The sequence below is a fragment of the Candidatus Borkfalkia ceftriaxoniphila genome (genome assembly GCF_004134775.1).
Taxonomy (GTDB): domain Bacteria; phylum Bacillota; class Clostridia; order Christensenellales; family Borkfalkiaceae; genus Borkfalkia; species Borkfalkia ceftriaxoniphila.
The window spans coordinates 780,293-795,730 of record NZ_SDOZ01000002.1 but is presented as its reverse complement, the minus strand read 5'-3'; the positions used below and the strand labels follow the sequence as shown (position 1 = coordinate 795,730).

At 42.6% G+C, this 15,438-nt stretch carries 13 protein-coding genes; all 13 read left to right on the top strand.

Features of this window, described 5'->3' with window-relative positions; genetic code table 11:
* Positions 1 to 4 precede the first annotated feature (4 nt).
* The 13 genes from ESZ91_RS03810 (at position 5) to ESZ91_RS03750 (ending at position 15,425) form a co-directional block, all read left to right on the top strand.
* Positions 5 to 463 carry a hypothetical protein gene (locus ESZ91_RS03810; protein ID WP_129224312.1) on the top strand — a complete coding sequence of 153 codons (459 nt, stop codon included), beginning with the start codon at positions 5 to 7 and terminating at the stop codon, positions 461 to 463.
* Positions 447 to 1,100 carry a dTMP kinase gene (gene tmk / locus ESZ91_RS03805; RefSeq protein ID WP_129224310.1) on the top strand — a complete coding sequence of 218 codons (654 nt, stop codon included), beginning with the start codon at positions 447 to 449 and terminating at the stop codon, positions 1,098 to 1,100. Before ESZ91_RS03810 ends, tmk begins: the two co-directional genes overlap by 17 nt.
* Positions 1,097 to 2,149 (top strand): nucleotidyltransferase family protein, encoded by a 1,053-nt coding sequence (locus tag ESZ91_RS03800; RefSeq protein WP_129224308.1) that lies wholly within the window; start codon positions 1,097 to 1,099, stop codon positions 2,147 to 2,149. The genes tmk and ESZ91_RS03800 overlap by 4 nt, the downstream gene beginning before the upstream one ends.
* Positions 2,142 to 2,924, top strand: coding sequence for a hypothetical protein (locus ESZ91_RS03795; RefSeq protein WP_129224306.1), 783 nt, complete (start codon positions 2,142 to 2,144; stop codon positions 2,922 to 2,924). The genes ESZ91_RS03800 and ESZ91_RS03795 overlap by 8 nt, the downstream gene beginning before the upstream one ends.
* The gene (locus tag ESZ91_RS03790; RefSeq protein ID WP_129224304.1) at positions 2,911 to 3,150 is read left to right on the top strand and encodes an acyl carrier protein; all 240 of its coding nucleotides are present in this window, start codon (positions 2,911 to 2,913) and stop codon (positions 3,148 to 3,150) included. Before ESZ91_RS03795 ends, ESZ91_RS03790 begins: the two co-directional genes overlap by 14 nt.
* Complete coding sequence (locus tag ESZ91_RS03785; RefSeq protein WP_129224302.1) at positions 3,135 to 4,436, top strand: class I adenylate-forming enzyme family protein; 1,302 nt, start codon at positions 3,135 to 3,137, stop codon at positions 4,434 to 4,436. Before ESZ91_RS03790 ends, ESZ91_RS03785 begins: the two co-directional genes overlap by 16 nt.
* A complete protein-coding gene (locus tag ESZ91_RS03780; protein ID WP_201270843.1) occupies positions 4,433 to 4,693 on the top strand; it encodes an acyl carrier protein in 261 nt (86 codons plus the stop codon). Before ESZ91_RS03785 ends, ESZ91_RS03780 begins: the two co-directional genes overlap by 4 nt.
* A complete protein-coding gene (locus tag ESZ91_RS03775; RefSeq protein WP_129224300.1) occupies positions 4,681 to 5,046 on the top strand; it encodes a hypothetical protein in 366 nt (121 codons plus the stop codon). The genes ESZ91_RS03780 and ESZ91_RS03775 overlap by 13 nt, the downstream gene beginning before the upstream one ends.
* On the top strand, positions 5,030 to 6,028 hold the full coding sequence (locus ESZ91_RS03770; protein WP_129224298.1) for a cysteine peptidase family C39 domain-containing protein: 999 nt from the start codon (positions 5,030 to 5,032) through the stop codon (positions 6,026 to 6,028). Before ESZ91_RS03775 ends, ESZ91_RS03770 begins: the two co-directional genes overlap by 17 nt.
* The gene (locus ESZ91_RS03765; protein ID WP_129224296.1) at positions 6,019 to 6,612 is read left to right on the top strand and encodes a hypothetical protein; all 594 of its coding nucleotides are present in this window, start codon (positions 6,019 to 6,021) and stop codon (positions 6,610 to 6,612) included. Before ESZ91_RS03770 ends, ESZ91_RS03765 begins: the two co-directional genes overlap by 10 nt.
* 16 nt (positions 6,613 to 6,628) lie before the next feature.
* Entirely contained in the window at positions 6,629 to 7,906 is a 1,278-nt protein-coding gene (locus ESZ91_RS03760) for a hypothetical protein (RefSeq protein WP_129224294.1), read from the top strand.
* Positions 7,907 to 8,294: 388 nt separating this feature from the next.
* Complete coding sequence (locus tag ESZ91_RS03755; protein ID WP_129224292.1) at positions 8,295 to 9,068, top strand: DNRLRE domain-containing protein; 774 nt, start codon at positions 8,295 to 8,297, stop codon at positions 9,066 to 9,068.
* 3 nt (positions 9,069 to 9,071) lie between these two features.
* On the top strand, positions 9,072 to 15,425 hold the full coding sequence (locus tag ESZ91_RS03750) for an RHS repeat-associated core domain-containing protein (RefSeq protein ID WP_129224290.1): 6,354 nt from the start codon (positions 9,072 to 9,074) through the stop codon (positions 15,423 to 15,425).
* Positions 15,426 to 15,438 lie beyond the last annotated feature (13 nt).

Sequence of the window (15,438 nt, the reverse complement as noted above, 5' to 3'; positions counted from 1 at the left end):
AATTATGCAGGAAATTTTGGAAGTTATCGATTCGTACGGAATCGATACCGTGGTATTGGCGCTGATTATCAACGTTCTTACGGGTATCGTTAAAATTCCGATCAAACATCTTTCAACGAAGTTAGAACCTAAGGGTATTCATCTGAATAAATATATCACGTTGCTGCCGATCGTCTTGGGATTTTCGGTATCCGCTTTGGCAACGGGACTCGTCTTTGAACCCGGCGTTTATTGGAATGCGCACACCCCCGTACTTGCGCTTACTTCCGCCGGTTTAAGCCTTTCGATTTATGCGATATGCGAAAAGTTTTTCGGGGAAAAGCGTGTAACGGACAATACGGCGAAAAACGGGGATATGCCCGTTGCGACGGAAACAGAACAAGAAACGTCCGCTGACAAACCTGCCGCGCGGATCGTTTTGAAAAAACAAACAGAGGTTAACAAGGATGAAAGTAAAACTTAAAAGACGACGCTATCCGGGTAAATTGATCGTGTTCGAGGGGACGGACGGTGCCGGGAAGACGACCATGATCGCTATGGCCAAAGATTATTTGGTATCGATATACGGCGCGGAAAACGTCATCGTCACAAAACAGCCGACGGATATGTCGAGAAAAACAAAGTTGTTTCAGAAAATGATGTACTGCAAAAACAATCGGGACGTAGACTATCGAGCCATGCAGTTGTTGACGCTTTCCGACAGAATGCAGCACGGCTTTGAAGAAATCGAAACAGCGCTCAGAGCGGGCAAGACGGTCGTATGCGACAGATATATTTATACCAGCGTTGCCAATATGTCGGCGAGGGGATATAAAAATGAAAAATGGTTTTTTCAGGCGGCAAAACACATTTTAAAACCCGATCTGGTATTTTTGGCGTATGTTCCGCCTGAACTGGCGATATCACGCATTAAGGCAAGACCTGCCGAAGCGACAAGACATCTGGACGAGCGTTTATTGAAACGCGTAGCGGAAGAATTTAAAAAACTGGCGCATTCGAACGGATTTATCGTTTTAGATACCGCTCAGGCACCGAACACGGCATATGAGTGGGTTGAAAAAGTTTTGAACGATAAAATAATCAAGGAGAAACGCGTATGAATATAATTCTGAATTTTTTACGGACGGAAAGCCTCGATCTTGAAAATATGGATTGGTACAATTTTATGGGCTTTTGCGATTTTCACAGGCTATCGGGATATCTGGCGGGAAAACTGGAAAAATACAATCTTCCTCCACAGGTCAAAAGGCATTTCGGCATACAAAAAGAATATCAGGCATATCGGCAGGAGCATCTGTTCAGGGCGGCTAAAGAAATCGAGAGTGCCCTCGTTCGGGAAAATATCGCACACGCCTTTTTAAAGGGAACCGCATTGAGCGGAACGCTGTACGAACGGGGCGAACGGGGAAGTAACGATATCGATATATTGATATCTTCGCAAGACGTCGGGAGAGCAGGAAAACTGTTGGAATCTCTCGGATTTGCACAGGGGCTGTACAGAAACGGCAAACTCGAACGTTTTTCCCGCAAAGAGATCCTTTCGCGGCGCATGAACAGAGGGGAAACCGCTCCGTATCTTAAATTGACGGGGGATAAGTTGTTACCGTTCATAGAAATAGATCTGAATTTTTCGCTCGACTGGCTGCCCTCGTCGGATATCGGGACAGTGGATCGTTTTTTGCGCAATACAACGCTTTTGGAAAACGGATTAACGGGTCTGACGCCAAGTTACTGTTTTATGTTTTTGTGTATGCATCTTTATAAGGAAGCGACGGTTTTGAGTATGGTGCAAAGAAACAAGGATATCGAACTCTATAAATATTTGGATATATACAAACTTTTTCCGCAAATCGATGTGCCCGGATTCAGGGCTTTGGCAGAGGAACTGGGAATAGAGAAAGAATGCAATTATGCGCTGTATCATGCCAAACGGTTATTTCCCGAGATCGGGATCGGAACGGAGGTGCCGCAGGAACTCGAAACGGTAATCGACCCCGAAAATAATAACAAAAGATATTTTTGGACGGTAGAGTTTCTGGATCGCGTTGAGGATACCGACAGGCTTCGCTTTTTATTGGAAGACTGTCAGCCTGCGGATGGATGGAAAAAAAGATTGTTTCAGCGCATCGCAGAGGTGAAGTATGATTGAAAGGATACGCAGAGCGTTGGGGATTTCCTGTGTGGAGATCTATCTGTTGGCATTGTTTGAACGTCACAATGTCGACCGAAACGAAGTGTTTATGGAAAGTTATATTCCTTTGCACAGGTTGATTTCTGATTTTACGGAAAACGTGCAGACTAATTTTGCGTCTTACGCCGGTTTGGAACGGGTGCAGAGCATCGCCGCCCGTAAAAAGATGGCGGAGTTTTCAAATTTGCCGTGCAAGAAAAATACGGCTTTTCAATATTATATGTACCGCGTTAAACCCGAATATAAAAACGCGGGCTTGCGGCCCTGGCGGGACGATCATTTTCTGCTCGGGTATGAAGGAGAATTTTACGATTGTTATCCGCCTTCAAAAGTTCTCATAAAGGATATAGACGCATTATCGGATTTTAAAATCAGCGTCAGAATTTTATCTGATTTTAAGGGCGATCCCGCCGAGCAATACAGAAAATTGAAAGAAAGTATCGCAGGCGTTCCCTATCGGGAAACTGACGTCGGCGGAATCGGAAACGATCTGCGGCGATTGCGCGATGCTCTGTTGATCTTTAAAATTTCAAGGCAGAGAATCAACTGCATATTGCAAAGTAAATCGTTAAATGATCTGATATATGAAACGGGCAAAATCACGGGGATCATTGAAGCCAGCCGTTTAAGGCATCGGAAGACAGATTTTAAAACTGCCGTAGAAAAACTTTGTATTTTGGAAAAACAGTGGATAGAAGAATTGATGTCAAAGGAGAAAAATGAAAAAGTTTGAACTAAAAAAGATCGTTCAGGAATCGCTTCAAAACATTTGCGAAACAGCGCGTGCAGAAATGAGCCACAGGCTGAAAGAAGATTGCGGTCTGGATTCGCTTTCGTTGGTTGCCGTCATCGTGGACATGGAAGAGCGTCTCGATATCACGTTTGACGAGGGAGATCTTGACCCGGCAAAACTTATAACGGTTTCGGATTTGGTGGAATTGGCATGGAAAAGTATTTGAATATCTGGAAATTTTTAAAGAATCGGTTTGAGTTTTTCAAACAAAAAACCGCTCTGGTTTGCGGCAGTGAAAGAATATCTTACGCACAACTTACGGAGATCGTCGAACAGGGCGGAAAGCAAAGAAAAATTCTGCCCGTTCTGGAAGGCAGTCTTGCTGAACAGGCGATCTCGATACTGAAAGGATTGCGTCGGGAAAATATCGTCGTACCTCTGAATAAAGCGTATGGCGAAAACTATTGCCAAAATATTCTCAGCGAACTCGAAAAGCATAATGCGAACGATATGGACAGCGATATCGCGCTTATCCTGTTTACGTCGGGCAGTACGGGAAAACCGAAGGGGGCTATGCTTTCGCACGAAAACGTTATTTCCAATCTCCGAGCGATCGGCGGATATTTCGAGATCGACGAAACCGACAAAATGCTGATCGCGCGGCCGTTGATGCATTGCGCGGTACTCACGGGGGAATTTTTATACGGCCTGTATAAAGGGGCGGAGATCCATCTGTACGGGGAAAGTTTTATGCCGCGGAGGATCGTCAGGTATATCGCGGCGCAGGGCATCACAGTATTCGGCGCTACTCCCACATTACTGCATCTTTTATTGCCGTCCTTTCTCAATGAAGACGCGCGCGTCCTGCAAAAAATCGTCGTATCGGGCGAGATACTCAGCGCCGCACATGCGGAACGGTTCGCCGCGGCTTTCCCCGAAGCGGATATTTATTCTGTTTACGGGCTTACGGAAGCCTCTCCGCGCGTGGCGGCATTGCCTCCGAAGATGTTCGCCTCGAAGTACGGCTCGATCGGAAAACCGATCGAAAACGTCGAATTGCGTTTAGAGGGGGAACGACAATGCGAAGGAAGACTGTTTGTGCGATCGCCCGGGATTATGCGCGGATATCTGGGAAACGAAAGTCTGACGAAACAAAAAATCGTCGGTGGCTGGTTGGATACGGGAGATATTGCCAGGCGCGATGCAGACGGATATTATTATATCCTCGGCCGTGCCGACGGCATGATCATCCGCAGCGGTATAAATATATATCCCGAAGAGATGGAGACGCTTTTAAAGCAAGACGAACGCGTACGGGAATGCCTGTTCTATGCGGAAAACGACGGCGCTTTGGGTAAGAGGCTGTGCGTGAAAATGGCCGCGGAAATCACCAAAGAAGAAGCGTTCGAAATTTGCGCTGCGAAATTACCTTCGTTTGCGCGGCCGCAGAAAATAGAGATCGTCGGCAGCCTCTTGAAAACGGCGAGCGGAAAAGTGAGAAGATCGGTATGACGGATATGGAAGCGGAAAATACGGTGCGGAATATTGTATGGCAAAATTGTAACGGCGGCGAAATGCCGGAACTGGATACGGAATTGAAAGATCTGAATCTCGACAGCCTTTCCTTCATCGCCGTCATCGTCGGGTTGGAGGAAGCATTCGGTTTCGAGTTCAAAGATGAAGAATTGAACGTATACGGATATCGTACGGTCAGAGATTTATTATCGAGGGTACAAAAAAGCAGGGAGGATATAACGTGTATTATCTGAAAGAAGGCGTTCGTCACAATGTCGAGGTTCGGGAGGGCACCATCGATTATATGGTCGGAAAACTGGAATATCGGACAAGCATAGGCTTGATGATGACCGCTTACGTGGATCTGCGATTTACGTCGGTTGACGAACATGGGCAAAGAAGATTCAAAAAAGATTTTCGGGATTGTATTGTCGAGGAGGTAACGGTCAAAAAGAAGGTCGGCACCGACAAAGACGGGGCTTATTTTGAATCCAACGATCTTTATACGACGGCGGGCGGCGTTTCTCTCGGACCCGTGTTGATGCCTGACAAGTATAAAATTCGTTTATTTGAAGATAAGGAGTGTCAAAATGAAAACGCAGAGTAAAGAGTATCGAAAACTGGAAAACGTAGAACCTTTTAACGGTTATCTTTTCCGAAGTTGTTATTACCATCAACTGATCGCGGCCTACGCTCATTTTGGCATCGATAAAAATTTTATTATGATGAATTATCTCCCGCTGTATTCGTATGACCCGAAGACAGAAGGGTATGCAGTCAAAGACTTAGAACTGTTTTCCCCGTCAGAAATGGAAGAATATACGGGGATTCGTGTAACGGCAAAGAGAGACAGCGCGAACGTCGTACGGGATACTTTGTATCATCTCAGGCGGGACCGTCCCGTCATCGTCGCGGTCGATGCTTCTTTATTGCCGTACCGCAAAGACGTCTATCAAAAATTGCCGACCATTCATTATCTGCTCTTATACGGTTTCGATCTGGGCGCAAAAGAATTTATCGCGATGGAACATATGTATCTGAACAGCCAGATTTACCGAGAGAGCCGTATCGGTTTCGAGTTGCTTGAAACGGCGTTCCGCGGAGCAGTCCGAAGTTTCGGGAAAGAAAATCAACGCATGGTTGTCGCCGTTCAACGAATACAAAAGAAGACGGGCGTTCGGCCGCTCGTGATCGGCAAAAATTATAGCGAGGAAATTACTGCAAGTTATTCTATATTAAAGAAACTGATCGCGCATTTGTCGGAAATATACGATCGCGAGGCGGGGTATTTTGAAAATGCCGCACCCCTTCCGGTATTCTACGGCGAATATGCCCACAGGAAACGGATTCAGAAGCATTGTTTGGATCGGTGTTTAAAGGATAAGCAACTTTCCGCTCTGATCGATCGGATTATTGATAATATATCCATCGTTTTAGGCGTAACGCAAAAGTCGATTGTGATGCGCCGCTACGATAAACAGTTGGGCGCAAAAATAAAAGGGCGTCTGGAAGAAATTCTGAGTCTGGAAAAATCCGTTCATGATACTATGTCGCATTTTTACAGAAAGGGGCGGCAATTATGGGAATGACGTATCTCGATTTAAAGCCGTATTTCAATTTAAAAATGGTATACCCAGACAATACAACGTTTGTTCCTGGCGAATGTATCGGAATTCATAATTTAATCGTGGAGGAGCGCAATTATTTATTCGGTGAAACGAAAAAAGACGGACGTCAGGCGTTATTCGAGAAAAATGACAAGGGAGATCATCTGATAAACTGTGCGGCGCAAAAAATCCGTGCGGAGAGATGCTGCGACAGGGTGCATGTTTTCGGATTTAATACATGGGGAATTTTTCAGGATAGAATCCTGATCGAGTCTGACGGGGGATTCCGCCCTTATACGATCGGATTTTCCGACGTAAAGTGGAACGTCAAATCGGAAAACCGCAAGCGGTTGGCGGCAGACCGCAGGTATTATGCAGAGTTCGGGGACGTTTACAAAACTTATAAAGGCTTTCATGCGGAATGCGATGATTCCGCAACCGTTTTCATGTACTGCAAGACGATTGAACTGGAAAGTGAAACGTATATAAAAAAGATTATCCTACCCGATAATCCGCTTATGTATATTTCGGCGATTACTTTGGAAAAGAAGTCGTCTTATCCATAAAAAAAGGAGGAATAAAATGATCAAAAAGATTCGGGCAGAAGAGAAACTGTCCGTGAGTGAAATTGAAACAATCATCAACGGCTGCGTAGAATTCGACACCGTCGCGTTTGAAGGCGTTTTCCGTTTTGAGGATACGAGCAAGCATTTTTTTATGCTCGGCAAAAATGCGGTGGAAAGTCTGATTATGGTCACGAAACCGAATCTCAGACTGGATTTTTCGAAAGCAAAAATATTCTACGATCTGAAAACGCTTACTTGTAAAACAGTTTTTCTGACTTTATATCAAACGGCAAGAAATGTCAGGATCATCGGATTGGATCTGCAAATCCGTTATATCGGAGAAGCAACGACGCACACCCTGTACGGGCTTTATAACTTCGGGCATTCCTTGCTTGTCGATAGATGCAACATAGAAATATATGCGGAGAAACAGATCAATACTGCGGCGCTCGCCAATTACGGCGGTATAGATACGCCGCTCGATACGCAGGCCGATAATCTTTCCGTGAACGATTCGAGGATCAAAATACATATTCAGCCCAAAGAATCGCTTCTGCCGTGCGAAGTGTACGGTATCCATAACTATTTTGCAAATTCTATACAGATTTCGGATACGTATATCGAGGTAAGAAACTGCGGAAACGGCTCTGACCAGTGTGCCGTAGGTTTGTATAATAACGGTCGGTTTTGTCGGTTTTCTAATAATAACGTTAAGGCGAACGGCGGCCATAATACGGGTGTTTCGTTGGAACAAGCGCATGCCTGCGGAATGATCGACGAGGGAATGTACAGTTTGATATCTAACAGCAATCTCGTAGGCGAATGGGGCGGAAGTTGCATCGGATTGCTTTTGAAAGGAGAATATGCCAAAGTAAACGGCTGTAAAATTCTTTCTACGCATACCATCAAGGGCACGACGGTGCGGATAGAGGGACACAAAATCATTTTATCTGACAATATTTTAACTTCCACCAGTCGTAACGCGCGTATCATTTATACGGTCGGCAGTGCCGTTACGATATGCGGAAATATTTTGGAAGTTTTAATGAATCCCGATATCTGTAAAAGCGGCGTCGGGGTCATGATGGTAAATTGTTCGGATACGATCGTAGCGGACAATCAATTTCGAAATATAAAAAATTGCGGTATTTACTCAAAGCAATCTCGGGCAAATATACACAATAATGTTTTTCGGTCACTCGATCTGCCGTCTGATTTTAAGGAGGTGATGGAAGATGATCTGAACTATGAAAACCGGTTGGAAAAAGGTGAAAACTTTTTTACGATCAATTAACGGATGAATCGGGGAAATTATGAAATATTCGCCATTGCAGGAAATAAAGAAAATCAAAAATGCCGATCTGTGTATCGATCGGAAAAATCTGAACCCGTTCAGGATCCTTTGTAATGAAAAGGAAGGCATGAGCGCTTACTATTTTTCATGCCCGATTTATGACGAGCGGGAGCATCGATTGATAAATTTAAGTTACCAAAAAAACGGGAATGAATTTTGGGGTAAAGGGATCAATGCCCGTATAACGATAAGCGGGAATCGTGTATCTTTAAAAAACAATTTTTGCAAATTGGATTTCCTTCTGCCGCAAGAAAATATCCGTACTCATCTGACGGTGAGAGATTTTTGGGGGAACGAAAGGGAATGCCTATGCGATGAATCAAACCGAATGTATTTGACGTATAACGGCGTGGCGATCGAAACGCAACAAGAAAAATTTTCGTTTCGAATCGACAAAAATTCGGATAAACTCATGCAGAACGGTCATTTCGTCGCATGTATGGCAAATGAATTTCTGCCATACGCGACAGTTGCTCCTCTGGCGGAAAAAACATCGGGTTCGGAAATATTACCGCTGTGTTGTACCGCGGAAATGAGCGATGATAACGTTACCGTTACATTCGAGAAACGGCCGGGTTCTACGATATTATTTACCGTGGATTTATATGCCAATAAATGTGTTTTCGATACAACGATCGAAAGCAAAAATCCCGACAAGAATAATTCTTTCGGCGCGGTCGCGGTCTTGGGGAATTCGGAGACGTGCGGTACACAATGGCTGTATTCGAGATTGGATGTTATGCAGTTCGTTGATTTAAATTCGATGATTATATCGGGCGCCAGGTTGTATTCGTCTTGCTACAATTCTGCGGACACTGAGTTTGGCGTCTACAAGATGACGGAAAGTTGGTGCAGTTTCGGTTCAACCTGGAACAGCAGGATTTTACCTTCGGAAAAACTGACGGTCACAAAAAATGAAGGATGGTATCTGGTGAGCGATATTACGGAAATCGTGAAAGACCTGATCGGCTTAAATATGCCGAGAAATCCCGGTATCGTAATGATCCCGATACAAAACGATAAGAATTATCGTTTGATTTCAACGGGAGACAATTATTTTACGCCACAAATGATAGAAATAAATTTAAAAAAAAGAGGATAAAAAATGAAGAAAATAATTTTAGGGAAATTAGCAAACACGAGGAATAATGCAGAAGAACAGATGATTTCGGATGACTCATCGAATAGAATGATTGAACCCGGAGTTGCACCCGAGGTCAACGAATACATGACTTCTGAAGAAATTAACAAACGTGAGGATGCGCTTTTTCTTGGCGATAAATCCGAAAAAGCAGCCGAAATCGTGGAAGAATATGTAGAGATGCGAGAGGAAAACGTAAAACATTTTAAGATGAGCGACGGTACTTGTAAAGCCGTATTTTACAATGAACCGGTTCATTACCTGGACGAGCAAGATCATACATACAAAGAGATAGACAATACATTTACGTTTGTAGAGCGGGATCTGTCAGATGCGGAAGATTTTTCGGGGTATGAAAATCATTGCGGAAACGTTAAAGTCAAACTGTCGAAAGAGGCTAATGACAATAATCTTATGAGAATCCAAAAAGGCGAGCATAAGATCGTTTGGAAGTTTTTGGGAAGAGGTCAAAAGACTTCCGAAAATGCGCTCGGCGATTTTTCCGATCGATTATTGACAGAAGCGAAAGTTATAAATTGCGCTTCTGACAAAGGGGGAACGTATACTGATTTTGCAAGAAAATTAGTCAATGAAGTCAAATATGAAAATTTGGTATCGGGTACGGATCTGCAGTACATTGTTTCGAGTGCGAAAGTTAAAGAAAATATTATCGTCAAAGAAAAATCGGACAGTTATGAATATGCGTTTTTGTTGAAAGCGGAAAATTTAGAACTGGAACTTTCTAAGAATCAAAACTCGATCGAATTTTTTGTTACGAAAGTCAATGAAAGCGGTTCTTTCGAACGAGAGGTCATCTTTACAATGCCCGCCGCGTATATGTACGACGCTAAAGGGGAGATAAGCAACGACGTCGTCTGCGAATTGGAAGAAATACAGACGGGGCGTTATATTTTTAAAATTATACCGGATAAGAATTGGATGGAATCGGCGGACAGAGAATTTCCGGTCACGATCGATCCTACGATATTTACGTCCGATAAATCGTTTATACAAAGCGTCACTTTGTGGGAACATAGCGGAAAATATTTCGATTCTACATATAACAGAATCGTCGCTTATACCGGAAGCGAAAGAATCATGTCCTACATTAAATTCAATGTTCCTTCTGTTTCTTACGGCAGAATTCTGAATGCATCTTTAAATTTGCAAGTATTTGATTATTATCAGGAAGAGCTTGAGATCAGGCGTATCACATCGAACTGGTCGCCGGAATCGGTTACATGGGATTCCAGGCCGTCATACGGCACCGAAATCGAGGGTTACTTTAAATTTTATACGGATAATCGTGATTATGCGCCGGATCAGAACATCGAAATTGATTTAACGCGAATTGCCCAACGGGGCGCCGATGCGTTGAATAAGGGTATCGTACTCAAATTGAAGGATGAATTCGAACCGGGCTTTCTCGGCTTCTGGGGAGAGTATACTCCGGCGAATCAGGGTGCGGTTCCCGTTTTATCGATGGTTTATACGAATACTCGGGCGATCGTCGGCAATAAGCAACAAAAAAATTCCGTAAACAGGGCGGGTACGGGCATTTTGGATTTATATACTCAAAATTTGCAATTCGTGCACGAAGACGTGCGGCTTGCAGGTGAAAAAATGCCGTTGGAAATCTCGCATATCTACAACAGCAAGTTTGCTTCAAATTTAAATATCAGATCTTCCTCCGGTTATTTCAGCAGCAACTTGGGGCTCGGTTACGGTTGGAAAACGAATCTTCATCAATATGTTTTCCCTTGCAATTCTATCGGTAACGTTGATGAGTACAGTCCGCGAGCAAAGTATGTTTATATTGACCAATTCGGGAACGAGCATATCTTGGTCGAAACGAAATTGAATGCGGAAGGTTCTAAAGAAATTACGGATGAAAGCGGAAAAAATCTGATCTATGACGAAGTGGATAAAGTTCTTAAAGATAAAACCGGCAACAAACTTTATTTCAATAAATATTGTCAATTGGAAAAGATAGAAGATAGTTTCGGCAATTCTATAAGCATTTCTTTTAATACAAATCAAACGATCGCTTCCGTGCAGGACGGCGCCGAAAGGTATGCGTATTTTCATTATAACGGTGCCTCTGCTACCGCATCTGATCCGCTGTTATCTTCCATCAGTTACGCCGAGTCGCAGCGAAGTGTGGAATTTGAATACACGAATAAAAGACTGACCAAGATTAAATATAAAGACGGCACTTTCAGTACGTATACTTACGGTGAAACAGGCAGCAGTTATGATTTGACGTCTGTTCGCGATCAGATCGGTTACAGACTCAATTATATTTACGGCAATAATAAAATAACGATACAGGAAAGTACCAACGTAGGAAAAATCGCAAATAACTCGACTACGAATATCAGCGAAAAGTACGGAAATAAACTGGAAATAGATTTTGTCGGAAATAAAACGTTTTTAAAATCCAAGGACGGTAAATGTTTGGTTCATATTTTTGATAAATCCGGTACCGCAATTTGTTCTTACGTGGATCAAGGAACTGCGTTGAACGGTCAAAAAAACAATGTCGTAAACGATATACAATTTGTATCTTCCGAAAACGGCAATTTGTTTACCGTTGCGGCGAATCGCGACGCCGAAAATTATGTGATCAACGGCGGTTTCGAGCAGAACAGTTATTGTTGGACGGCGAATAATCTCAATAATTGCGATTACGTGACAACGATTGCAACCGTGGAGGGATCGGGCGCTTATAGAATTCAGGGAGAACTGAATAAAAGAAAATATATTTCGCAGAACGTCGCGGTCTCTTCCGACGAAGATAGTTTCATTCTGTACGGTTTTGCAAAAGCCAGATCTCTACCGACCAACATCAGAACGTATGTAAACGGATCTACCGATAACGGCAGCATAAAGGATCCCACCGTCAATGAACTGACGGATTATACAAAATTCGGACTGAATGCTCAAATCGTATATACGGATAATACAAGAGAGCCGGTCTGTTCAACGAGTTTCAACTATTCGGAAGAAGAATGGCAACTCGCCGCGGTAGGAGTATGCAAAAGCAGGGACAACAGATATAAAAAAATCAAATATATTGCGATCCAGGCGGAATATACAAACAATTTGAACGATGTATATTTTGATAACATCCGTTTGGTGCCGGGCAGGTATGCAAAGCAGAAAATTACGAATAATTATCTTTTGCAGCGCAATAATGTCAACTATGATTTTTCAAAAATAACGCATATCAAATATACGACGGAAGGATTTCTGGCGATCCAAAAATGGGAAACCGTCAGTACCTATAAAGACGGAAAATGCATTTTGAACGAAGATGATATCGGAAAAATGATTCGCCAAAAAATCACCGACGGAAAAGGTTGTGTCTTTATCGGCGGGGAACTTATATCTTCAGAAGCAATTGTTGGAGAACTTTTTTGGGGAAATAAATTAGCAAGGATCGCATTCGTCATAAATGGAGTTGAATACGATATTTTTGACAATTTCATTTTGAGAAATACGCAGACGATCGAAATCGAAAACGGTTCCGGACAGATTGCGGAATTAAAAACCGATTTAAACGATAATATTGTCAAGGCTACTATTATTGATGAAAACGGCAGACGTTTTGACACGGAATTTACGTATCAAGGTGCAAAGCAGAAAAGTCAAAAAGATGTTTATCGCGGAATTATTACGGAAAATACTTATAACGGATATGGTAATCTCATATCGACAAAGACGCGAAATACCGGAGATTACGATACCACAAATGCGCTGATCAACGATCTGCAATACAATAATTCAGGGAATACGCTTTACAGCGATAATGGTTCTCGCGGAAGCGGTTTTGAAACGAAAACAAACTTTAATAACGCTTTCGGCAGGCTGGAATATATGTTGTTGCCTGACGGAACTAAAATCAATTACAACTATTTCAATGACGACAGTCTGCGCAGTATGTCCGTAACGACCGAAAATGAAGTCGTTTCCAACTTATATAATTATACGAAAGGGCTTTTAACGCAAATATCCTGCAAAAACAATGTTTATAATTTTGAATACGACGGATTTGGCGAGATTACAAAAACTATCGTGAACGGTATAGAGTTTGTAGGAAACGAATACTTTAATCAAAGCGATTATACATCCTCGGATGAAGCCACTTTCGATTATTCCAAAACGACCTTTCATAACGGAATAGATCAACAAGGCAAGAATAAAGATTACAGTGAAAAATCTATTTATAATAAGAATCAGGCATTAATTTGTCGTTTCGGGGAGGGTTATGATAGTAACAATAATTTAGTGTCCGAAGAGATCATCCGCGTCGAATATGATGATCACGACAGGGCGGAGTATGTTCACGATAAAGCAATGGGTTCGGATAAACAGGTAACGTACCGCAATGTTTACAAGGACGACGGTAAATTGGACTATGTGAGTATATCGGGATACAAAACGGGAACACTGAAAGATAATTACGATAATCAAGAACGTCTGGTATCCAAAAGCATTATCTTCGGACAGCAAAAAAACTATGCGTTTTATTATGATTCGTATGGCAGCAGTATCGTTCCCGATAATCGTCTTTCCTCGATCAATCTGCCGACGGGCGCCAATATCGCCTACGATTATGATAATTTAGGTAGGATCCGTAAACGGAGTATAGATACCGGTTACTGTAATCGGAAAATCAGCGAATCGTTTGGTTTTTTAAAGTCTAATTATAATAAAGATATTTGTAAAGAGGATAGGACTACGAATTTTGTTTCGACCGTCCAGTATAACTCAGACAGTTTCAGCGCCAGCGCGTTTTACAGTTACGACAAGCGAGGAAATATCTCGCAAGTTACCGATAACGGCAAATTATATCGTTATCAATATGATGAATTGGACAGGCTGATACGGGAAGACAATCAGGCACTCGGCTTTACAAAAACATATGTATACGACGGAAACGGGAACATCGAAAGTATCCGTGAATATGCTTATACGACAGGCGACGACTTAAACAATGTCCGCGTAGCAAGATACGGTTACGACGGGATCGGGATTCATAAAGATCGCCTCATGCAGTATACGGGATATGATGGACAATCAGAAAATATCTCGGATTACGATTCTATAGGAAACCCTTGCAAATATCGGGGCCATGTGTTAAAATGGGAGCGAGGAAGACAGTTGGCGAAATACGGGGAAATCGAATACAGATACGATGCCTCAGGAATCCGCCAGGAAAAACAAGTCGGGAACGTACCGCATAAATATTATACGGACGGCAGCCGAATTTATAAAGAAGAGCGCGGAAACGAAGTTCTTTGGTATCATTACGACAATACCGGAGTAACGGGATTAGAGCATAACGGAAAGAAATATTATTTCCAGAAAAATATCCAGGGCGACGTAGTAAGAATATTCGACGAGGCAGGATCATTGAAAGCGTCGTATATCTATGACGCGTGGGGAAACCATCGAGTGATCGACGGGATGACGGGAATGGACGTGACGCACGATTTCACGATCGGGGGAGTCACGACAGACGTGAGCCAGCATATCGGCAATATCAATTCTTTCCGATACCGCGGGTATTATTTTGATCGTGAAACGGGCTTATACTACCTGAATAGCCGATATTACGATCCTGCGATATGCCGTTTTATCAATGCGGACGATGTTTCCTATATTAATCCTGAAATAATTAATGGATTAAACCTCTATGCTTATTGTTTTAATGATCCTGTAAATGCAATCGATGAAGCAGGCAATATGCCGAATTGGCTAAAATGGCTGATAGGTGGTTTAGCATTTGTTGGGGCCGTAGCATTAACTGTTTTATCAGGCGGATCATTGACTCCTGTATTTGTAGGAATGGGAATAAGCATAATAGGTGGAGGTTTAATACAGGGAGCAATAACAGCGACTAACGGAGGAGATTTTTGGCAAGGATTTGCCAATGGGGCAGCAGATGGTGCCTTTTGGGGCGGAATTTTTGCATTTATGAGTGCAAGCTTTTCATTTGTAAAAAATATTAATTTAATTCGATCCAATGGTGTTGTTATAGGTAAAGGGATGGAAAGAGTAGGTTATGTAGCAGATCAATTAGCCTTGTCTAAGTATACTCCTATGAAAGGCTATAAGATGATTTCTAAAATATTTGGTAATAAGTTTGCCGATACGTTAAGTATTGCTCATAATAAGGCATGGATAAGAAGAGTTATGCGATTAAACAAAAGTATTTTGGATATTGGATTGGGTGGAGCATCTTCAGCAGGTGCTTGGTATGGCATGGAGTTAAATGAAGTATCTAAATATTTGTGGCATATTTTGTTTTGATTAGGAGATAAGG

Excerpts from the sequence above, each read along its gene's own strand:
- ESZ91_RS03765 (WP_129224296.1), top strand. The coding sequence starts at position 6,019 with ATGGGAATGACGTATCTCGATTTAAAGCCGTATTTCAATTTAAAAATG.
- ESZ91_RS03760 (WP_129224294.1), top strand. The coding sequence starts at position 6,629 with ATGATCAAAAAGATTCGGGCAGAAGAGAAACTGTCCGTGAGTGAAATT.
- ESZ91_RS03800 (WP_129224308.1), top strand. The coding sequence starts at position 1,097 with ATGAATATAATTCTGAATTTTTTACGGACGGAAAGCCTCGATCTTGAA.
- ESZ91_RS03790 (WP_129224304.1), top strand. The coding sequence starts at position 2,911 with ATGAAAAAGTTTGAACTAAAAAAGATCGTTCAGGAATCGCTTCAAAAC.
- ESZ91_RS03795 (WP_129224306.1), top strand. The coding sequence starts at position 2,142 with ATGATTGAAAGGATACGCAGAGCGTTGGGGATTTCCTGTGTGGAGATC.
- ESZ91_RS03780 (WP_201270843.1), top strand. The coding sequence starts at position 4,433 with ATGACGGATATGGAAGCGGAAAATACGGTGCGGAATATTGTATGGCAA.
- ESZ91_RS03755 (WP_129224292.1), top strand. The coding sequence starts at position 8,295 with ATGTATTTGACGTATAACGGCGTGGCGATCGAAACGCAACAAGAAAAA.
- ESZ91_RS03770 (WP_129224298.1), top strand. The coding sequence starts at position 5,030 with ATGAAAACGCAGAGTAAAGAGTATCGAAAACTGGAAAACGTAGAACCT.
- tmk (WP_129224310.1), top strand. The coding sequence starts at position 447 with ATGAAAGTAAAACTTAAAAGACGACGCTATCCGGGTAAATTGATCGTG.
- ESZ91_RS03810 (WP_129224312.1), top strand. The coding sequence starts at position 5 with ATGCAGGAAATTTTGGAAGTTATCGATTCGTACGGAATCGATACCGTG.
- ESZ91_RS03750 (WP_129224290.1), top strand. The coding sequence starts at position 9,072 with ATGAAGAAAATAATTTTAGGGAAATTAGCAAACACGAGGAATAATGCA.
- ESZ91_RS03785 (WP_129224302.1), top strand. The coding sequence starts at position 3,135 with ATGGAAAAGTATTTGAATATCTGGAAATTTTTAAAGAATCGGTTTGAG.